This is a genomic window from Xanthomonas sp. XNM01 (assembly GCF_014851915.1).
GTDB lineage: Bacteria > Pseudomonadota > Gammaproteobacteria > Xanthomonadales > Xanthomonadaceae > Pseudoxanthomonas.
The window spans coordinates 219239-239024 of sequence record NZ_JACVAP010000001.1 but is presented as its reverse complement, the minus strand read 5'-3'; the positions used below and the strand labels follow the sequence as shown (position 1 = coordinate 239024).

The window sequence follows — 19786 nt, the reverse complement described above, 5'->3', positions numbered from 1 at the left end:
CGGCATTATGGACCAGTCGGTTGCGGAGCCGGCGGCGGAGCATCCTGCGCAGCATCGCGTCCGCGTCCGAACAGCCGCTGCCAGAAACCCTCGCCCTGCCCGGCATCCTCGCCTTCGGGCGGTGCCGGCGGCGTGCAGGGCGCGTAGGGCGGTGCGTTGCCGGCGACGAATGCGAAGCGGCGCGCGCCCGGGCAGTCGGCATCGGTGAGATAGGTGCCCTGCGCTTCCACCCACTGCCAGTCCAGCCCCTTCTCCGGCACCCGCAGCGGCGCGCTCGGCAAGCGCGAGAACAGGCCGGACCAGACCCGCATCGCACCGGTGCCGCCATACAGGCCGGTCTGCTCGTTCTGGTCGTTGCCCATCCAGATCACCGCCAGATGGTCGCCGGTGTAGCCGGCATACCAGCTGTCGCGGCTGTCGTTGCTGGTGCCGGTCTTGCCGGCGGCCGACAGCCGACCCAGGCCGTCGCGCTGCAGCTGGGCGGCGGTGCCGCTGGTGACGGTCTGCTGCAGGGCCACGCTGATCAGGTTGGCGGCGATCATGTCGCCCTCCTGCGCGGGTGGCGGGGTGGTGTCGTAGCGCTTGAGCAGGCGGCCTTCGGGATCGAGCACGCCACGCACGCTGCGCAGCGGCTGGATCTCGCCGCCGGACGCAAGGTACTGGTACAGCTGCGCCATCGCATACGGGCTCTGGTCGGTCGAGCCCAGGATCAGCGCCGGATTCGGCTCGGCCTGCAGGCCGGCCAGCACCCGCACCAGCTGCGCCAGGCGCTCCGGCCCGACCTGCATGCCGATCCGCACCGTGGCCTGGTTGTAGGAATGGGCCAGGGCATCGACCATCCGCACCGTGCCGTGGCTGCGGTTGTCGGCATTGCCGGGCGACCAGGTCTTGCCGCGGCTGAGCTGCACCGTGACCGGGGTGTCCTCGACGAAGCTCGCCAGCGACCAGCGCTGCGGCTGGGCCAGCGCCAGCAGGTAGACGAACGGCTTGAGCAGCGAGCCGACCGGGCGCTCGGCCTCGACCGCGCGGTTGAAGCCGTGCACGGTCACATCGCGCCCGCCGACCACGGCCACCACGTCGCCGGCATGGGTATCGGTGACCACCACGCCGGCCTGCAGCGGCGGCCGCTTGCCGGTCTGCAGGGTTTCGATGGTGCGCACCACCGCGCCCTCGGCATAGGCCTGGGCGGAAGGCGACATGCCGGTCAGCACGCTCAGGCCGGCGCCCTGCAGCGCACTTTCCGGGTAGTCGTTGGCCAGCTGCCGGCGGACCAGGTCGATGTAGGCCGGGAAGCGGTTGGCCGCGGCCACGCCCGGCTGCCTGGTCACGCCCAGCGGCGCGTTGCGCGCGCGCTCGTACTCGGCCGCGTCGATCAGGCCATTGCCGTGCAGCACCATCAGCGCGATGTTGCGGCGCTCCAGCGCCCGCTCCGGATGCCGGCGCGGATCGTAGTAGGACGGCCCCTTGACCAGGCCGATCAGCAGCGCGACCTGCTCGGTGCTCAACGTGTCCAGGTCGCGCCCGAACCAGAACTCCGCACCGGAAGCCACGCCGTGGATCGCCTGGCCGCCGCGCTGCCCCAGGTAGACCTGGTTGAGGTAGGTCTCCAGGATCGTCGGCTTGTCGTAGCGGATCTCCAGGATCAGCGCGTACAGCACCTCGTTGAACTTGCGGCTGAAGGTCTGTTCCTTGCCGATGCCGAGCAGGCCGCTGCGGGCCAGCTGCTGGGTCAGCGTGCTGGCGCCCTGGCGCGCCTCGCCGGCGCGCAGGTTGACCCACATCGCGCGCGCGATGCCCTGGATGTCGATGCCGTGGTGGTGGGCGAAATCGCCGTCCTCCACCGCCTGCAGGCCGGTGACAAGAAGCTCCGGCACTTCCTCGACGCGCACCAGCCGGCGCTCTTCCTGGCGCTGGCCGTAGAGGGTGGCGATGCGGGCCGGATCCAGCCGTGCCGCCTTGATTGCCTTGCGGCTCTCCGCGTCGCGCAGGCCCGCGACCCGGCCGCCGGAGAGGCTCACCTCGATCCGCCGCGCCGGCACCTGGCCATCCACGTCCACGTAGCCGCGGCTGGAAATCGTGAAGCGGCCACCATCGGCGTGATAGCTGCCCTGGCGCTGCCCGGCCTCGTCCTCCAGATAGCCCGCCGCGTCCAGCTCGGTCTTCAACGTGCGGGCATCCATCGCCACACCCGGCGCCAGCTGCAGCGGGCGCGCGTAGACACGGGTCGGGATCTGCCACTGCAGCGCGCCGAAGCGCTCGCTGACCTCATGGTTGAGGTAGAGCATGTACGGGATCAGGAATCCCGCCGCCATGCCGCCCACCGCCAGCGCGCCCGTCCACAGCCAGCGTCGCCAGCCGGGGGTTGCGACCTCGTCGTCGAGGTCGTCGTTGTGTTCCGGTTCGTAACGTCGTGGCACGGCAATGCAAGAATGGGCGGTCGGCCGAGTCTAGCGCAGCCCTGTCGCTGCCAGCGTCGCGGCCGGTTTCCCCTTCAGTCGGAGTTGTGACCCCGGATGCATGCCCCATCACCGCTGGCCGACGCCCGTTTCTGGCTGGCGCGCATCCGCAGCCTCCTCCGTCGCGGCCTGTCCAGCCTGCGCGCGCGGGGCTGGCGCGCGACCTGGCAGCGGGCCCTGCTGCAGCTGCGACCGCCGCCGACCCTGCCGCGCAGCGCGCTGTTCCTGCCCCGGGCGACGCCGTTCGCCGCGTTCGCACTGCCAGCCCAGCTGAGCGATGACGCAGCACGGGCAAGCATCGTGATCCCGGTCTACAACCACTGCGAGGCGACCCTGGCCTGCCTGCGCGTACTGGCCGCCCATGCGCCTGCAGCGCGGTGCGAGGTGATCGTCGTCGACGACGGCGGCAGCGACGCGACCGCCGACTGGATGACGGCGATCGGCGGTCTGCGCTACCACCGCCGCTCCGCCAACGGCGGCTTCATCGCCGCCTGCAACGATGGCGCGTCGCTGGCGCGCGGCGACATCCTGGTGTTCCTCAACAACGACACGCTCCCCCAGCCCGGCTGGCTCGATGCGCTGCTCGACACCTTCGACACCGTTCCCGGTGCCGGCCTGGTCGGCGCCCAGCTGCTGTATCCCGATGGCCGCCTTCAGGAAGCCGGCGGCGTGGTCTTCAACGACGGCAGCGCCTGGAGCTACGGCCGCTTCGAGTCGCCCGACGATCCGCGCTACGCGTTCCTGCGCGACGCCGATTACTGCTCGGGTGCCGCGCTGGCGATCCCGCGCGCACTGTTCGCGCGGGTCGGCGGTTTCGACGCGCGCTACGCCCCTGCGTATTACGAGGACACCGACCTGGCATTCGCGGTCCGGGCGGCCGGGCACCGCGTGCTGTACCAACCCGGCAGCCGCGTGGTCCATGACGAAGGCACGACCGCCGGCACCGACCCGGGCAGCGGCATCAAGGCCTACCAGGTACGCAACCGCGGCGTGTTCGCAGCGCACCGGGCAGAAGCGCTGCGGCGCCACCCGTCGCCGGCCACGATTCCCGACCCGGCCTCGCTCGGCGCGGGGCGGCGCCGGATCCTGCTGATCGACGAATCCATCCCGCGCCCGGACCGCGACTCGGCCTCGCTGCGCCAGGTCAACCTGCTGCGGATGCTCACCGGTGCCGGCGCGCAGGTCGCCTTCCTGCCGACCGACCTCGCCCATGCCGGCGATGCCACGCGTGCGCTGCAGGCGCTCGGCGTGGAGACCTGGTACGCGCCGTTCGCCACCAGCGCGGCCGACTGGCTCAAGCGGCATGCGGCGCGTTTCGATGTGATCGTGCTCAGCCGCCACCATGTCGCCGGTGTCTATCAGCCGTTGCTGCGCCGCCTCGCCCCGCAGGCGCGCCTGGTGCTCGACAGTGTGGACCTGCACTACCTGCGCGAACAGCGTGGCGCCCGCCTCGCGGGCGACGCGGCGGCCCTGCGCGCGGCCGATGCAACCCGCGAGCGCGAACTGGCGGCGATGGCCGCGGCCGACCTGACCCTGGTGGTCAGCGACGACGAGCGTACGCAGCTGGGCATGGATGCGCCCGCACTCAGGGTGGAGGTGCTGTCGAACCTGCACGAGATCGCGGGCAGCGGCGGTGCGTTCGAGGCGCGTCACGACCTGGTGTTCGTGGGTGGATTCCGGCATCCGCCCAACGTCGATGCGGTGCTGTGGTTCGCACGCGAGGTTTTCCCGCACGTCCACGCGCAGTTGCCCGGCGTGCGCTTCCACTGCATCGGCGCCGAACCACCGGAGGCGGTCCGCGCCCTCTCCGCCGAGCCCGGCATCGTCGTGCATGGCCACGTCCCGGACCTGACGCCCTACATGGACGGCGCCCGGATCGCCGTCGCCCCGCTGCGCTTCGGTGCCGGGGTCAAGGGCAAGGTCAACCTGAGCATGGCGCACGGCCAGCCGGTGGTTGCCACCACCTGCGCGGTGGAGGGCATGCACCTGCGCGATGGCGTGGACGTGGTGGTGGCCGACAGCGCCGAGGGATTCGCGGCCGCGGTCGTCGCGCTGTACGGCGACCGTGGACGGTGGGAGCGGCAGGCCCGGGCGGGTCTGGACAACGTGGCGCGCCATTTCTCGCTCGATGCGGCCCGTGCGGTCGTCCAGCGCGTGTTCCTGGAATGAAGCGGCGTCGCGGCTGACGCCGCCCGATCAGCGCACGCCGCTGTGCGCCCGCGCGATGCGTTCGGCGAACGGCTCCAGGCCCTGCGCGTGCGGGTCCATCGCCCGGGCCGCGTCCAGGGTCTGCCGGGCCACCTCGATCTCGCCGGCACGCAGCCGCTCCTCGCCGATCGCCAGCCAGCGCTGGGCGATGCGCGAGCGTGCCTGCAGCAGCGCCGGATCGGTGGGGGCCGCCAGCCGCCACGCATCCAGGCACGCCTGCGCATGCCGCAGCCGGTTGTCGCGCAGCGCCGTCTCCACGCAGCCGCGCGCCGCGGCCTTCAGCGCCAGCGCCGCCGCGCGCACCTCCGCGTCGGCCGGCGCCAGCGCCTGTGCCGTCTTCAGGTGGTCGTAGCCGCTGTCTCCCGGAGGCGTCACCAGCGCGTCGCGCGCCATTGCCCGGGCGAATGCGTCCAGCGCGCCGCGCAACCGCGCACGCGCCGGCCCGTCCAGCGCCGTCGGCGCAGCGGCGCCCTGCAGCCTGCGCGCCTCCTCGAGCGCATGTCCGACCCGCGCGACGCCCTCGGTGCCCGGCGCCAGCGCGTTTGCCAGCTGCAGCGTCTGCTCGGCCTGCTCGAAGCGCGAGGCCTGCACCTGCCCCAGCGCGTCGGCAACCAGCACGACCGCGGTCCGCTGCGCGCCCTGTCGCACGCCGGCCTCGTCGGGCGCCACCACCTGCAGCGCCAAGTACTGGCGGGCGGCGACCTCGGCGTGTCCCTGCCGCAGCGCGTCGCCGGCCGCGCGCAATGCCTGCTCGAGCGCCTGGGCGAACCGGGCCTGCGCGTCCGGCAGGCCGACATGGCCGGGGTCCTGCCGGCGCACGGCCTGCAGCCAGCGCACCGCATCGTCCAGCTGGCCGACCCGCAACGCGGCATCGACCCGCTCCAGCTGCAGGCTCAGCGCATCCTCCCTGCCCTCGAGCGCTGCGATCGCGTGCGGTTCGACCTCGAGCACCTCGGCATACAGCGGCAATGCCGTATCCGGGTCGCCTGCGGCGAGCGCAGCGTCGGCGCGCCGCATCGCGTCTGCCGGATCGATCCGCGCACGCGCCAGCCGGTGCAGACGACGCTCGACCGGCTCGATCCGGTCGCGTGGCAGCTCGAGCTCGCGGGCCAGCCGCAGTTGTCGGCGCGCCTCGTCCAGACGGCCGGCCTCCAGCCCACGCTCGGCCCCGGCCAGCGCGGCGGCGGCCACCCGCGACAATCCGTCGCGGGCTTCGCTGCGATCGTTGTCGAGCGCCTGGGCGGCCTCGAACTTCTGCCTGGCGCCATTGCCGTCGGCCACGTCCAGGCGGCCGGCAGCAAGCGCCCGCTCGCCCTCGTCCAGCAGCAGCTGGATGCGGCTGTCCGGCCAGACCAGTTCGGCCAGCGGGCGACGGACTGCCAACAGCACCAGCAGCGTCACCAATACCCCGCACAGCAGCCAGATGCCACGCGTGCGCAGCCACTGCGGCCAGGGCAGCGCGACCACGTGGGCCCGCAGCCGTCGCACGCGCTCCTGGATGTTCACTGCAGGCCAGCCGTCAGCATCGGCGCAGCATAGCCCGCGGCCGTGCAACCACCGTGCACGTCGCGTGCCCGCTCAAACGCGAACGGCCCGCACTGGGCGGGCCGTCGGATGCTGCAGTGCCGGCCGGAACCGGGCTGGCGATCAGTCGTCGCCCTTGGACAGGTCGTCGTCGGCGACGACCTCGGCGGCCGCCCATTCCAGCGCCTCGCGCTCGGCGCGCTCGCGCTCGGCCTTCTCGACTTCGTCGATCAGGGCATTGTCGATGGTGCGGGCGGCGATCTCGCGCAGGGCCAGGACGGTCGGCTTGTCCTCGCTCTCGCTGTTGTCCAGCGTGGCGTTCACGCCATTGGCGAGCTGGCGGGCGCGCTTGGACGCCATCATGACCAGTTCGAAGCGGTTGTTGACCACTTCCAGGCAATCTTCAACGGTAATACGGGCCATATGGATTCCAGGGCGACCAGGTCGCCACGCGTTCGGAGGGGAATGGGCGCGGAGTGTACCTGCCCCGTGCCGCAGCAGCAAGCAACCCGGCTGAACAGCCCTTTGGGATCAATCGCTTAGCTGCCGGCGGCCGCACTCAGCCGGCAAGCAGCGCCTTCACCAGGCCGGCGTGGCGCTGTTCCTGCTGGCCGCGGCGCAGGCGGCTGGCGACGAAGATCGCGCACATCTCGTCGACCGCGGTGTCGAACACCTCGTTGACGATCACGTAGTCGAACGCCGGGTAGTTGGACATCTCCTCGCGCGCGGCGGCCAGACGCCTGGCGATGACCTCGGCGCTGTCCTGCCCGCGCGCCTGCATGCGCTGCTCCAGCGCCTCGCGCGACGGTGGCAGGATGAAGATGCTGACCGCGTCCGGCACCTTGGCCCGGACCTGGGCGGCGCCCTGCCAGTCGATCTCCAGCAGCACATCGCGGCCGGCGGCCAGCTGCGGCTCCACCGACTGCCGCGCGGTGCCCTTCCAGTCGCCGTGCACGCGGGCGTACTCGAAGAAGTCGCCTGCATCGATCATGCGCAGGAACTCGGCCTCGCTGACGAAGTGGTAATGCTCGGCATGGCGCTCGCCCGGGCGCGGCGCGCGCGAGGTGAACGAGATCGACAGCGCCACCTGCGGGTCGCGCTTGAGCACCGCGTTGACGATGCTGCTCTTGCCGGCGCCCGACGGCGCCGCGACGATGAAAAGCGTGCCGCGCATGTTCATTCGATGTTCTGCACCTGTTCGCGGATCTGGTCGATCAACACCTTCAGCTCGACCGCGGCATTGGAGGTGCGCGCGTCGACCGACTTCGAGCCCAGCGTGTTGGCCTCGCGGTTGAATTCCTGCAGCAGGAAATCCAGGCGCCGCCCGGCCGGCTGGGCCTGGCCGAGGATGCGGCGGATCTCGACGATGTGGCTGGACAGCCGGTCCAGCTCCTCGTCCACGTCCAGCTTCTGCAGCCACAGCACCAGCTCCTGCTCGGCGCGGCCCGGATCGACCGGATGCGGCAGGTCGGCCAGACGCGCGGCCAGCTTGGCGCGCTGACCGTCGCGGATCGCCGGGATCAGGGTACGGACCTCGCCGGCGATGCGCTCGACGCCATCGACGCGCTCGGCGATCGCGGCGGCCAGCTTGCCACCTTCGCGACCGCGCGCGGCGACGAACTCGTCGAGCACCTCGTCCAGCAGCGCCAGCGCCTGGGCCTGCAGCGCCTCGGCATCGGCGACCGGCGCCTGCAGCACGCCCGGCACCTGCAGCAGCTGGGTGAACTCGACCTGCAGCCGCGGGAAGCGCGGATCCAGCTTCAGCGCAAGCTCGCTCAGCTCATCGAGCAGCGCCTGGTTGACGGTGACGCCGGCCGCGCTGTCCGGCGCACGCAGGCGCAGCACCAGATCGAGCTTGCCACGCTGGATGCGCGCAGAGACGCGCTCGCGCAGCAGCGGTTCGAGCGCGCGCAGGTCGTCTGCCAGGCGCAGGCCCAGCTCGAGGAAGCGGTGGTTGACCGAACGCAGCTCGCAGCCGAGCGTGCCCCAGGGAGTGACGCGTTCGCCGCTGGCGAAGGCGGTCATGCTACGGATCATGCCGACATCCGGTCGGGAGTAAGGCGCGAATGGTAATCTAGCCGGCCTTTCGAGGGCACCCCGCACGCCCCTCGCCGCCTGCCGCGGCCAGCGCACGTGCCTGCCATTCCGGCACCCTCCCCCGCCTTTCCGGTACAGCACCCATGAGCATCACCCGTCCCAGCGGCCGCACCCCCGATCAGCTGCGCGCCGTGCGCATCGAACGCGCCTTCACCCGCCACGCCGAAGGCTCGGTGCTGGTCAGCTTCGGCGAGACCCGTGTGCTGTGCACCGCCAGCGTCGAAAACCGCGTGCCGGGTTTCCTGCGCGGCAAGGGCGAAGGCTGGGTCACCGCCGAGTACGGCATGCTGCCGCGCTCCACCCACACCCGTTCCGACCGCGAAGCGTCACGCGGCAAGCAGGGCGGCCGCACGCTGGAGATCCAGCGCCTGATCGGCCGCACCCTGCGTGCGTGCGTCGACCGTGGCGCGCTCGGCGAACGCACCATCACCCTGGACTGCGACGTGCTGCAGGCCGACGGCGGCACCCGCACCGCCGCGATCACCGGCGCCTACGTGGCCCTGGTCGATGCGGCGAACTGGCTGCTCAAGCGCGGCGAGATCAAGCGCAATCCGGTGTTCGGCGCTGTCGCCGCGGTCTCTGTCGGCATCTACAAGGGCGTGCCGGTGCTGGACCTGGACTATGCCGAGGACAGCGACTGCGACACCGACATGAACGTGGTGATGAACGACGGCGGCGGCTTCATCGAGCTGCAGGGCACCGCCGAGGGCCACGCCTTCCGCCGCGATGAACTCGACGCGCTGCTGGCACTGGCCGAAAGCGGCATCCGCACGCTGTTCGACGCGCAGCAGGCGGCACTGGCGCAGCCGTGAGCCGGCAGATCGCCCTGGTCACGCTGGTCGTGGCCGATTACGACGAAGCCATCGCCTGGTACACGCAGGCGCTGGGCTTCGTCCTGATCGAGGACACTGACCGCGGCAACGGCAAGCGCTGGGTCGTGGTCGCGCCGGCCGCCGACGGCGCGCCCGCGCTGCTGCTGGCCAAGGCGGCCAACGACGCGCAGCGCGCCAGCATCGGCAACCAGACCGGCGGCCGGGTCGGCTTCTTCCTGCATACCGGCGATTTCCATCGCGATCACACGGCGATGCTCGCCAACGGCGTGGAATTCCTCGAAGCGCCGCGCGACGAGCCCTACGCCATCGTCGCGGTGTTCCGCGACCTGTACGGCAACCTGTGGGATCTGCTGGAGCTGAAGTGATGTCCAACGCCACCACGCGCACCCTGGTCCTGGCCAGCGGCAATGCCGGCAAGCTCGATGAACTGCGCGCGATGCTTGCGCAGCTGCCGCTGAGGATCGTCGCCCAGAGCGAGCTCGGTGTGCAGGACGTGCCCGAGACCGGCCTGACCTTCGTCGAGAACGCATTGATCAAGGCCCGCCACGCCAGCGCCGTCACCGGCCTGCCGGCACTGGCAGACGACTCCGGCCTGATCGTCGACGCGCTCGGCGGCGCGCCCGGCCTGTACAGCGCGCGCTATGCCGGCACGCCGACCGATGCCGCGGCCAACAACGCCAAGCTGCTCGAAGCGATGCGCGACATCCCCGCCGGCCAGCGCGGCGCCCGCTTCTACGCGGTGATCGTGCTGCTGCGCCACCCGGAGGATCCGCAGCCGCTGATCGCGGAAGGCCGCTGGGAAGGCGAAATCACCTTCGCACCACGCGGCACCGGCGGCTTCGGCTACAACCCGGTGTTCCTCGATCCCGCGTACGGCCTGACCGCGGCCGAGATGGACGCTGCCACCAAGAACCGGCTCAGCCACCGTGCCCGTGCGCTGGAGCAGCTGGCGCAGCGCCTGCACACGCTGGCCTGAGCCACCGACACCCGCCACGGCCACGCACGGGCGCCCCGGTCCGGCCTGCCCACCGACCCCGTCATCGCGATGCCCAGCCTGATCCCGCCACCACTGTCGCTGTACGTGCACCTGCCCTGGTGCGTGCGCAAATGCCCGTACTGCGATTTCAATTCGCACGGAGCCAGGGGCGCGCTGCCGTTCGAGGCGTATGTCGACGCGCTGGTGCGCGACCTGGAGCACGACCTGCCGCTGGTCTGGGGCCGCACCGTGCACAGCGTGTTCTTCGGCGGCGGCACGCCCAGCCTGTTCCCGCCCGAGGCGATCGACCGGATCCTGCAGGCCGCGAGCGCACGGCTGCGCTTCGCGCCCGATGCGGAGATCACGCTGGAAGCGAACCCCGGCACCGCCGAGCACGGCCGTTTCGACGGCTACCGTGCCGCCGGCGTGAACCGGATCAGCTTCGGCATCCAGAGCTTCGATGACGGCTGCCTGCAGCGGCTGGGCCGGATCCACGACAGCGGCGAGGCCGAACGTGCGGTCAAGCTGGCCCAGGACGCCGGCTACGACAACCTCAACCTGGACCTGATGTACGCCCTGCCCGGCCAGGACCTGGCGATGGCCGAGGCCGACCTGGAGCGCGCGTTCGCGCTGCAGCCGGCGCACATCAGCCATTACCAGCTGACGCTGGAGCCGAACACCGTCTTCCACGCGCGTCCGCCGCGCGACCTGCCCGACGACGACCGCGCCTGGGACATCCAGGAACGCTGCCAGGCGCTGCTCGCACAGGCCGGCTACGCGCATTATGAGACCAGCGCCTACGCCCGCCCGGGCCGCCAGTGCGCGCACAACCTCAACTACTGGCGCTACGGCGACTACCTGGGCATCGGCGCCGGCGCGCACGGCAAGATCACCCTGGGCGCCAGCCAGGAGATCCTGCGCCGCTGGAAGCACAAGCACCCGACGACCTGGATGGACAGCGCCGGCACGCCCGCCTCGATCGGCGGCGACGACCGCATCGACGCCGGCCGGCGGCCGTTCGAGTACATGCTCAATGCATTGCGCCTGCACGAGGGCTTCGCCTTGGCCGATTTCGAGGTCCGCACCGGTCTGCCGCGCGCCACCATCGCCGACGGACTGGCGATGGCCGCGGAACGTGGATGGCTGGCCGTTTCGGCCACGCACGTGATGCCGGCCGAGCTCGGCCGGCGCTTCGCCAACGACGTGATCGAGCTGTTCCTGGACTGACCGCCCGGCGCTCCCGCGTCCGCCTCCGGGCCGTTTGGCCGGCCTGGCCAAACGTGCTAAATACGTCACAAAAACCGGATGCAAGACACTGGATGTCCGCCACCAGCCCGCCCACCGCCACGGGTGCCGCGCTGCCGACGCTTGCGTTGGCGGTCCTGCCCGCCCGCGTGCGGCAGATCCTGCAGGGACTCAATGCGCTGGTCGGATCCAGCCTGGGGACCGCACTGACCCTGACGTTGAACAGCTTCGAGCGGCAGCTGTTCAAACTGGCCGAACAGTCCCGCAACAACCAGCAGCAGGCCGACTGGTTCGCCCAGCTCAGGCTGCTGGAACAGCACGGACCGGCGCTGGCGCCGCGCTTCATGGCCGGCGTCGAAGCAGCGCTTGCAGGCCTGCGCGAACCGCCGCCGGTCGAGGTCGACGATCCCGCCCCGCCACTCGGCCCGCTCGAGTACCAGCGCCTGACCCTGGTCGAGGACACCGACCTGGACCGCGACATCGTGCTGCGCGAGATCGCGCGGCGCGAGACCCAGCGCGGCGGCACCTCGCTGCTGCTGCTCGGCCAGCGTTTCGGCGTGCTCGCCGCGCGACCCGCCTTCGACGCGGCCACGCTCCCGCTCGGCCCCTACACCCTGTGCAGGATCATGCGCGATGCCGGCGAGACGCTGCAGCTGAACCTGGACGCGCAGTTGCAGCTCTATCGCGCCTTCGAGCTGCAGGTGATGGAGCGCTACGGCGAACTGGTCGAGCGCATGAACGTACACCTGGCCCATGAAGGCGTGCTGCCCGGGCTGGTCTACCTGCCCTACCGGCCACGCACGCAGGGCCAGCATCGGCCCCGCCCGCCGGTCACGGGATCGGCCGGCGCCGCCAGCCAGAAGCCGCTGACCGGCTGGCAGGGCCAGGGCCATCGCTCGGCCTGGAGTGGCGCCCTGCTCAACGGCCTGGTCGGCACCCGTGCCGAAGCGGCCAGCGGAGGCGCCGACACCGCATCGGCCACATCGCCCGCCATTCCCGAGCAGGCCGTGTACTCGGCCCTGCGCGATCTGCTCGCCGGGCATCGCGGCCAGACCGCGGCCGAGGGCACCGCGCCCGCCTCGGGCCTCACCATGCCGCTCAAGGCGGTGGTGGACACGCTCGGCGCGCTGCAGGCGATGCCGCCGGCACGCGAGCCGGGCAGCGGCCACCGGACGATGGACGACCTGCGCCGCACCATGCTCGAACGCATGCGGCGCGCGCACGGCCCCAAGGCCGGGCTGTCGCCCGAGCATGCGGACACCTTCGACCTGCTCGGCATGCTCTATCGCGAGGTCGGCCGCGAGGTACGCGCCAACACGCCGGCGCAGGACCTGCTGGAACGCCTGCAGGTACCGGTCGCACGCGCGGCGGTGCAGGACAGCAGCTTCTTCGTGCGCGACCAGCATCCGGCACGGGAACTGCTCAACGCGGTCGCCGAGTCCGGTGCGACCTGGCTGGCCGACGACGACGCCGATCCGCAGCTGGTGCTCAAGCTTGAACAGGCGGTCGGCCGCGTGGTCGACGAGTACGACGGCGACGAAACCGTGTTCGAGCGCGCCAACCAGGAGGTGCAGGAGCACCACCGCGCACAGGCGCGCAAGGCCGAGGTCAGCGAGCGGCGGCAGATCGAGGCCGCGCGTGGTCGCGACCGGCTGGAGACCGCCAAACAGGGCGCCGCACGCACCATCGCCTCGCACCTGGAAGGCCGCAGACCGCCGCAGTTCGTGCAGGCGCTGCTGCAACAGGCGTGGGCCGACGTACTGACCCTGACCGCGCTGCGCCATGGCGAGAACTCGGCCGAATGGCGCGAGCGCGACGCCGCCACCGCGCGCATCGTGGCGACCACCTGCGATCCGCAGGCGACGCCGGACGGCGTGCTCGCCGGCCAGATCGATACCGCACTGCGCCAGGTCGGTTACCACGAAGACGAGGCAAGCGCGATCGCGCGACGGCTCTCGCGCAGCGACGACGACGAGACCACCTCGCGCACCGAGCTCACCGCCAAGCTCAAGGCACGCGCCCGCCTCGGCGACCAGGGCGAGGCGAAGAAGCCGGCCCCGCCGCCGCGCAACGCGCAGGAACAGGCCAGCTACGAACACCTGCGCACGCTGCCGTTCGGCACCTGGTTCGAGTTCGTGCTCAACCAGCAGGGCGACGTGCGCCGCCAGCGCCTGTCCTGGTACAGCCCGGTCACCGACAACGCGCTGTTCGTCAACGCACGCGGCCAGAAGGTGGGCGAGCATTCGCTCGATGCGCTGTCGCGCCTGATGGCCCATGGCCAGGCGCGGATCGTGACCGAGGACAAGGGGCGCCTGATCGACCGGGCCTGGCATGCCACGTTGCGCGCACTGCGTGGTCTGGCCGGACGCACGTCCGAACCCGCGCTGGGAGGCGCAGGCGCATGATCAACGAGTCGCGACGCGCACCGCGCCGCAACGTCGCCCAGAGCACGCCGGTGCTCGACACGATGACCGACACGGTCGTCGGCCACCTCGGCAACCTGTCGGAGAGCGGCATGCTGCTGCTGGCCGGCACCGAACTGCACGAGGATGCGCTGTACCAGTTCCGTTTCCAGCTCGACGACGGTGGGCCGCCGTTGTCGGCGGGCGTGCACCTGCTCTGGCTGGGCGCAGCCAACACGCCCGGGCAGAGCTGGTGCGGATTCCGCTTCCTGTCCATCGCCGACAGCGAACGCATGCGCATCCGTGCCTGGGTCGAAGCGGGACAGACGGCCGCGCACTGAACGGATGCCGCCCACGCGCGGCGCCGCGGCGGGTGGATGGGGCACACTAGCGGTTTCCATGCAGGCATCGATGCCGATGAACGCCGCCGATCCTTCCGCCCTCTATCCGCAGCATCTGTCCGTCCTGTGCGCCCGCGCCGACGAGGCGCTGGCGCGCAGTGGCCACGACCATCTGCTGATTCCCAGTGGCAGCCGCCATTACCAGCTGTTCGACGACCGCGACTATCCGTTCGCGGCCAATCCGCACTTCAAGCACTGGTTGCCGCTGACCCGCGTCACCGACAGCTGGCTGGTGTACACGCCCGGCCAGCGCCCGAAGGTGATCTACCTGCAGCCGTTCGACTACTGGCACGTGGTGCCGGAGGCGCCGAACGGCTGGTGGGTCGAGCACATGGACGTGCACGTGATCCGTACCCCGGACGAGGCGCTGGCGCTGCTGCCCGGTCCGGTCGCGCGTTGCGCGATCCTGGGCGAGGCGCAGAGCACGCTGGGCGACTACGCGCCGAACAATCCGCAGGCCGCGCTCGACTACCTGCACTACCAGCGCTCGTACAAGACGCCGTACGAGGTCGCGCTGATGCGGGTGGCACAGCACAAGGCCGCCGCCGGCCATCTCGCCGCCGAGCGTGCGTTCCGTTCCGGCGCCAGCGAGTTCGAGATCCACATGGCCTACTGCAGCGCAGTCGGCCAGGACGCGACCGAAGTACCCTACGGCAACATCGTCGCGCTCAACCAGCACAACGCGGTGCTGCACTACACCGAGCTGGACCGGCAGGCGCCGGAGACGCCGTTGAGCTTCCTGATCGACGCCGGCGCCAGCCACCACGGCTACGCCAGCGACATCACCCGCACCTACGCCGCCGAACGCAACAGCGAGTTCCAGGCGATGATCGATGCGGTGGATGCGGCCCAGCGCGCGATGTGCGCCAGCGTGCGTCCGGGCGCGGACTACCGGCAACTGCACCTCGATGCGCATCTGGCGCTGATGGGCGTGCTGAAGCAGTTCGGCGTGCTGAAGGCGTCGGCCGAAGCCGCGGTCGCCACCGGCGTCAGCGCCGCGTTCTTCCCGCACGGCCTGGGACACCCGATCGGCCTGCAGGTGCACGATGTGGCCGGCTTCGCCGCCAGCGACCGCGGCGGCACCATTCCGCGCCCGGACGGCCACCCCTACCTGCGCATGACCCGCGTGCTCGAGCCCGGCATGGTGGTCACGATCGAACCGGGCGTGTACTTCATCGACATGCTGCTGGACGAAGTGAAGCGGAACGGCCACGCCGACAGCATCGACTGGGCGCGCATCGACGCGTTCCGCCCCTACGGCGGCATCCGCATCGAGGACGAGGTGCTGTGCACCGGAGATGCGCCCGAGAACCTGACCCGTCCCGCCTTCGCGCAGTGACGTCGCCGTGAGAGGCGGCCTGCCGGCGACCGCTCGCCGGCGGGTCGCGGGCCGGCGGCACCCGGCGTGGCTCCGGTGCGTCGGCGTCTACACCGGGATCAGCGTGTTGATCACGTGCTCGAGGTACTCCTCGAATTCCTCGTGCGTCATCTTCGGCTGCTGCGCGCGCAGCTGCAGGAAGCCCACGTACGCGGCGTAGGTCAGCCGCGCGCGGTGCTGGGACTCGTTGCGCCCCAGCCCGGCCTGGCGGAACGAGGCGGTCAGGTACTCCTGCCGGCGGTGCGAGACGCGCTCGACGACCGGCTGCACGGCCGGATGGTCCAGCGCCTTGAGCAGTTCGCTGTAGATCGCATGCGGCTTGGTTTCGTGGCCGACCAGCTGGAACAGCGCGCGCAACCGCTCGCGCGGATCGGGCACCTCCTCCAGGCTGCCGAACACCTGCTGCTGCTCGACGTCCTCCCAGCGCTCCAGCGCCGCCTGCAGCAGCGCATCGCGCGATGGAAAGTGCCAGTAGAAGCTGCCTTTGGTCACGCCGAGACGGCGTGCCAGTGGTTCGACCGCCACCGCCGCGACGCCCTGTTCGGCGATCACGTCGAGGGCGGCCTGCGCCCAGTCATTGGCGCTGAGGCGGCCGCTGCGGGGAGAGGACGGGGTCTGGTCGGGAACGGGCGTCGTGGTCATGGCCGGATTTAACCATACGCCGCAGTTCGTTGCAGTACGTTGGTTGCCGCGGAAACCGCGCCACCGCTGGCTCGGCGGCATGTCGCGGGACAGGCCATACGCAGTCGTATTGACTTCTCCCGCCGGCGATCCATACCATCAGGTACGGACTTTCCGGAGAACGCGATGCCGCTTGTGCGCGAACTGCAGCTGCAGGGTGCCGACATGCCGTTGGCGGCGAGCCTGTGGCAGCGCGATGCGCAACAGGCCGACACCACGCTGGTGTTCGCGCACGGGTTCGGCCAGACACGTCGTGCCTGGTCCTCCAGCGCCGACGTCCTCGCCGCGCACGGGCACCCCTGCCTCACCTATGACGCACGTGGGCACGGCGGATCCGGCCGCAATCCGGACGGACTGGCCTACAGCGGCGGGCAGTTCACCGACGACCTCATCGTGCTGGCCGGCGAACTGCCGCAGCCGCCGGTGCTGGTGGCCGCCTCGATGGGCGGGCTGTTCGGTCTGCTGGCCGAAGCGCGCTGGCCGGGCCTGTTCCGGGCGATGGTGCTGGTGGACATCACGCCGCGCTGGGAAAGCGCCGGGCTGGAGCGCATCCTCGGCTTCATGACCGCCTTCCCGGACGGCTTCGCGTCGCTGGACGCCGCTGCCGACGCCATCGCCGCCTATCTGCCGCAGCGCCGCGGCCGCAAATCGCCCGAGGCGCTGCGCGAACTGCTGCGCGAGGACGCCGGCGGCCGCTGGCACTGGCACTGGGATCCGCGCCTGGTCGACGAACTGGCGCGCGACAGCGATCGCCACCAGGACGCCATCGCGGAGGCCGCGCGTGCCGTGCGGTGCCCGCTGCTGCTGGTCAGCGGCGGCCGCAGCGATCTGGTGTCGGCGCACACCATCGACGACTTCCTCGCCCTGGCGCCACACGCGCGCCATGTGCAATTGCCGCAGGCCACCCACATGGTCGCCGGCGACGACAACACCGCGTTTACCGCCACCGTGCTGGAATACATGGCGGAGCTCTCCCGGACCGAGGGGGCCGGGACCTCCGCCGCGCACCGGGCCGCACAGCCCGTTACCGGAGTCATCCAATGAGCATCGCCGCACCCATCCTGGCCTTCCTGCTGGTCAGTCTGTTCGCCGCCTATCACCGGCTGCGCCTTGCCACCTGGACCGCCCTGGTCGCCTGTGCCCTGGTCGCCTGCCTGCTGCTGGGCGCGCATCCGGTCGCCACGGGCGTGGTCGCGGTCGTCACCGCACTGATCGCGGTGCCGCTGCTGATCCCGGCGATCCGCAAGCCGCTGATCACCGCGCCGCTGATCGGCGTGTTCCGGAAGATCCTGCCGCCGCTGTCGCAGACCGAACGCATCGCGCTGGAAACCGGCTCGGTCGGCTTCGAGGGCGAGCTGTTCACCGGCGATCCGGACTGGAACAAGCTGCTGAACTATCCCAAGCCGCAGCTCAGCGCCGAGGAGCAGGCCTTCCTCGACGGCCCGACCGAAGAGCTGTGCCGGATGATCAACGACTGGGAGATCACCCACGTCCACGCCGACCTGCCGCCGGAGCTGTGGGACTTCATCAAGAAGAACCGCTTCTTCGGCATGATCATTCCCAAGCAGTACGGCGGCCTGGGCTTCTCCGCGCTGGCCCACCACAAGGTGATCCAGAAGATCGCCTCGGTCTCCAGCGTGGTCAGCTCCACCGTCGGCGTGCCCAACTCGCTGGGCCCGGGCGAGCTGCTCAACCACTACGGCACCCAGGAGCAGAAGGACTACTACCTGCCGCGCCTGGCGGTCGGCCAGGAAGTGCCCTGCTTCGGCCTGACCGGTCCGTTCGCCGGCTCGGATGCGACCTCGATCCCGGACTTCGGCATCGTCTGCAAGGGCGAGTGGAACGGCGCCAACGTGCTCGGCGTGCGCCTGACCTTCGACAAGCGCTACATCACCTTGGCGCCGGTCGCGACCTTGGTCGGCCTCGCCTTCCGCATGTACGACCCGGACGGCCTGATCGGCGACACCAAGGACATCGGCATCACCCTGGCGCTGCTGCCGCGCGAGACGCCCGGCGTGGAGATCGGCCGCCGCCACTTCCCGCTGAACTCGCCGTTCCAGAACGGCCCGATCCGCGGCAAGGACGTGTTCATCCCGCTGAGCCAGCTGATCGGCGGCGCCGAGAAGGCCGGCAAGGGTTGGAACATGCTCAACGAGTGCCTGGCCGTGGGCCGCTCGATCACCCTGCCGTCCACCGCTTCGGGCGGCGCCAAGATCGGCGCGCGCGTGACCGGCGCCTACGCGCGCATCCGCAAGCAGTTCGGCCTGTCGATCGGCCGCTTCGAAGGCGTCGAGGAAGCGCTGGCCCGGATCGGCGGCAAGGCCTACACGGCGAGCGCGCTGGCCCAGGCCACCGCGGCCGCGGTGGACCGCGGCGACGTGCCGTCGGTGCCGTCGGCGATCGCCAAGTACCACTGCACCACGATGGGTCGCGAGGTCATCACCGACGTGATGGACGTGATCGGCGGCAAGGGCATCATCCTGGGCCCGCGCAACTTCGCCGGCCGCTCTTGGCAGGCCGCGCCGATCGGCGTGACCGTCGAGGGCGCCAACATCATGACCCGCAGCCTGCTGATCTTCGGCCAGGGCGCGATCCTGTGCCATCCGTGGGTGATGAAGGAAATGAAGGCCGCGCAGGACCCGGACCGCAAGGCCGGCCTGGACGAGTTCGACCGCAGCCTGTTCGGCCACATCGGCTTCGGCATCTCCAATGCGGTGCGCTCGCTGTGGTTCGCGATCACCGGGGCGAAGGTCGGCAGCGCTCCGGGGGACGACTACACCCGCCCGTTCTTCCGCAAGCTCGACCGCTACGCAGCCAATCTGGCGCTGATGGCCGACGTGTCGATGCTGCTGCTGGGCGGCAAGCTGAAGTTCAAGGAATCGCTGTCGGGCCGCCTGGGCGACGTGCTCAGCCACCTGTACATGGCCGGCGCGGTGCTCAAGCGCCACCACGACGAAGGTGCGCCGGAAGCGGACAAGCCGCTGCTGGCCTGGAGCATGTACAACAGCTTCCACGTGATCGAGACCGCGCTCAGCGATGCGCTGCGCAACTTCCCGATCCGCCCGGTGGGCTGGGCGCTGTGGGTGCTGGTGTTCCCGTTCGGTCGTCGCGCCGAAGCGCCGGGCGACCGTCTCAACCACCGCGTCGCTTCGCTGCTGATGACCCCGAACGAGGCCCGCGACCGCCTCGGCACCGGCGTGTTCCTCACCCCGTGCGAGAACAACCCCGGCGGCCGCATCGACAGCTATCTGGCCAAGGCCGTGCAAGCCGAGCCGGTCGAGCGCAAGTTCCTCAAGGCGCTCAAGACCAAGGGCATCGAGGCGCTGGAGTTCGGTGCACAGCTGGAGGAAGCCGTGCGCGAAGGCGTGATCACCCTCGAAGAGCGTGCGCTGCTCGAAGAGCTGCGCCAGATCACGCTGGAAACCATCACCGTCGACGACTTCGACGCGCACGAACTGCGCGCCGCCAGTTACTACGACAAGACCCCGCCGCAGACCGAGGCCGCCAGCCCGGCGCAGGAACGCGAAGTGGCCTGACCGCTCCAGAACGCTGCTGACACCAACCGACGGCGGGCCCAGGCCCGCC

Annotated in this window: 16 protein-coding genes; 10 read left to right on the top strand and 6 right to left on the bottom strand. The window is 70.9% G+C overall.

Annotated elements, in window-relative coordinates; genetic code table 11:
• Positions 1–5: 5 nt before the first annotated feature.
• The gene (gene mrcB, locus IB242_RS01065) at positions 6–2417 is read right to left on the bottom strand and encodes a penicillin-binding protein 1B (protein WP_192275346.1); all 2412 of its coding nucleotides are present in this window, start codon (positions 2415–2417) and stop codon (positions 6–8) included.
• 96 nt (positions 2418–2513) lie between these two features.
• Here mrcB and IB242_RS01060 point away from each other — a divergent pair, with 96 nt between their 5' ends.
• On the top strand, positions 2514–4625 hold the full coding sequence (locus IB242_RS01060; RefSeq protein ID WP_192275345.1) for a glycosyltransferase: 2112 nt from the start codon (positions 2514–2516) through the stop codon (positions 4623–4625).
• 27 nt (positions 4626–4652) lie between these two features.
• On the opposite strand, the gene IB242_RS20725 is transcribed toward IB242_RS01060, so the two are convergent.
• The 4 genes from IB242_RS20725 to IB242_RS01040 form a co-directional block, all read right to left on the bottom strand.
• Complete coding sequence (locus IB242_RS20725) at positions 4653–6170, bottom strand: tetratricopeptide repeat protein (protein ID WP_192275344.1); 1518 nt, start codon at positions 6168–6170, stop codon at positions 4653–4655.
• A 141-nt stretch (positions 6171–6311) separates the two neighbouring features.
• Positions 6312–6611 carry a DNA-directed RNA polymerase subunit omega gene (rpoZ, locus tag IB242_RS01050; protein WP_192275343.1) on the bottom strand — a complete coding sequence of 100 codons (300 nt, stop codon included), beginning with the start codon at positions 6609–6611 and terminating at the stop codon, positions 6312–6314.
• Between the two features lie 136 nt (positions 6612–6747).
• On the bottom strand, positions 6748–7362 hold the full coding sequence (gmk, locus tag IB242_RS01045; protein ID WP_192275342.1) for a guanylate kinase: 615 nt from the start codon (positions 7360–7362) through the stop codon (positions 6748–6750).
• A 2-nt stretch (positions 7363–7364) separates the two neighbouring features.
• Complete coding sequence (locus IB242_RS01040) at positions 7365–8225, bottom strand: YicC/YloC family endoribonuclease (protein ID WP_192275341.1); 861 nt, start codon at positions 8223–8225, stop codon at positions 7365–7367.
• A gap of 143 nt (positions 8226–8368) precedes the next feature.
• On the opposite strand from IB242_RS01040, the gene rph reads away from it, so the two are divergent.
• The 7 genes from rph (at position 8369) to pepQ (ending at position 15481) form a co-directional block, all read left to right on the top strand.
• Positions 8369–9097, top strand: coding sequence for a ribonuclease PH (gene rph, locus IB242_RS01035; protein WP_192275340.1), 729 nt, complete (start codon positions 8369–8371; stop codon positions 9095–9097).
• Positions 9094–9483 carry a VOC family protein gene (locus IB242_RS01030; RefSeq protein WP_192275339.1) on the top strand — a complete coding sequence of 130 codons (390 nt, stop codon included), beginning with the start codon at positions 9094–9096 and terminating at the stop codon, positions 9481–9483. The genes rph and IB242_RS01030 overlap by 4 nt, the downstream gene beginning before the upstream one ends.
• Positions 9483–10094 carry an RdgB/HAM1 family non-canonical purine NTP pyrophosphatase gene (rdgB, locus tag IB242_RS01025; RefSeq protein WP_192275338.1) on the top strand — a complete coding sequence of 204 codons (612 nt, stop codon included), beginning with the start codon at positions 9483–9485 and terminating at the stop codon, positions 10092–10094. Before IB242_RS01030 ends, rdgB begins: the two co-directional genes overlap by 1 nt.
• A 69-nt stretch (positions 10095–10163) precedes the next feature.
• Positions 10164–11321: a radical SAM family heme chaperone HemW gene (hemW, locus tag IB242_RS01020; protein WP_192275337.1), complete on the top strand. Its 1158-nt coding sequence runs from the start codon at positions 10164–10166 to the stop codon at positions 11319–11321.
• A gap of 92 nt (positions 11322–11413) precedes the next feature.
• Positions 11414–13744 carry a DUF1631 domain-containing protein gene (locus IB242_RS01015; RefSeq protein WP_192275336.1) on the top strand — a complete coding sequence of 777 codons (2331 nt, stop codon included), beginning with the start codon at positions 11414–11416 and terminating at the stop codon, positions 13742–13744.
• Positions 13741–14082: a PilZ domain-containing protein gene (locus IB242_RS01010; protein ID WP_192275335.1), complete on the top strand. Its 342-nt coding sequence runs from the start codon at positions 13741–13743 to the stop codon at positions 14080–14082. Before IB242_RS01015 ends, IB242_RS01010 begins: the two co-directional genes overlap by 4 nt.
• Positions 14083–14158: 76 nt before the next feature.
• Entirely contained in the window at positions 14159–15481 is a 1323-nt protein-coding gene (gene pepQ, locus IB242_RS01005; RefSeq protein ID WP_192277606.1) for a Xaa-Pro dipeptidase, read from the top strand.
• Positions 15482–15568: 87 nt separating this feature from the next.
• On the opposite strand, the gene IB242_RS01000 is transcribed toward pepQ, so the two are convergent.
• A complete protein-coding gene (locus IB242_RS01000; RefSeq protein ID WP_192275334.1) occupies positions 15569–16162 on the bottom strand; it encodes a TetR/AcrR family transcriptional regulator in 594 nt (197 codons plus the stop codon).
• Positions 16163–16327: 165 nt separating this feature from the next.
• Between IB242_RS01000 and IB242_RS00995 the strand changes: the two genes are divergently transcribed.
• Both IB242_RS00995 and IB242_RS00990 read left to right on the top strand, forming a co-directional pair.
• Complete coding sequence (locus IB242_RS00995; RefSeq protein ID WP_192275333.1) at positions 16328–17245, top strand: alpha/beta hydrolase; 918 nt, start codon at positions 16328–16330, stop codon at positions 17243–17245.
• Positions 17242–19737 (top strand): acyl-CoA dehydrogenase, encoded by a 2496-nt coding sequence (locus IB242_RS00990; protein ID WP_192275332.1) that lies wholly within the window; start codon positions 17242–17244, stop codon positions 19735–19737. The genes IB242_RS00995 and IB242_RS00990 overlap by 4 nt, the downstream gene beginning before the upstream one ends.
• Positions 19738–19786: the final 49 nt, after the last annotated feature.

Coding starts and splice junctions, on each gene's coding strand:
- IB242_RS01060 (WP_192275345.1), top strand. CDS start 2,514: ATGCATGCCCCATCACCGCTGGCCGACGCCCGTTTCTGGCTGGCGCGC.
- rpoZ (WP_192275343.1), bottom strand. CDS start 6,611: ATGGCCCGTATTACCGTTGAAGATTGCCTGGAAGTGGTCAACAACCGC.
- gmk (WP_192275342.1), bottom strand. CDS start 7,362: ATGCGCGGCACGCTTTTCATCGTCGCGGCGCCGTCGGGCGCCGGCAAG.
- IB242_RS01040 (WP_192275341.1), bottom strand. CDS start 8,225: ATGATCCGTAGCATGACCGCCTTCGCCAGCGGCGAACGCGTCACTCCC.
- rph (WP_192275340.1), top strand. CDS start 8,369: ATGAGCATCACCCGTCCCAGCGGCCGCACCCCCGATCAGCTGCGCGCC.
- rdgB (WP_192275338.1), top strand. CDS start 9,483: ATGTCCAACGCCACCACGCGCACCCTGGTCCTGGCCAGCGGCAATGCC.
- hemW (WP_192275337.1), top strand. CDS start 10,164: ATGCCCAGCCTGATCCCGCCACCACTGTCGCTGTACGTGCACCTGCCC.
- IB242_RS01015 (WP_192275336.1), top strand. CDS start 11,414: ATGTCCGCCACCAGCCCGCCCACCGCCACGGGTGCCGCGCTGCCGACG.
- IB242_RS01010 (WP_192275335.1), top strand. CDS start 13,741: ATGATCAACGAGTCGCGACGCGCACCGCGCCGCAACGTCGCCCAGAGC.
- pepQ (WP_192277606.1), top strand. CDS start 14,159: ATGAACGCCGCCGATCCTTCCGCCCTCTATCCGCAGCATCTGTCCGTC.
- IB242_RS01000 (WP_192275334.1), bottom strand. CDS start 16,162: ATGACCACGACGCCCGTTCCCGACCAGACCCCGTCCTCTCCCCGCAGC.
- IB242_RS00995 (WP_192275333.1), top strand. CDS start 16,328: ATGCCGCTTGTGCGCGAACTGCAGCTGCAGGGTGCCGACATGCCGTTG.
- IB242_RS00990 (WP_192275332.1), top strand. CDS start 17,242: ATGAGCATCGCCGCACCCATCCTGGCCTTCCTGCTGGTCAGTCTGTTC.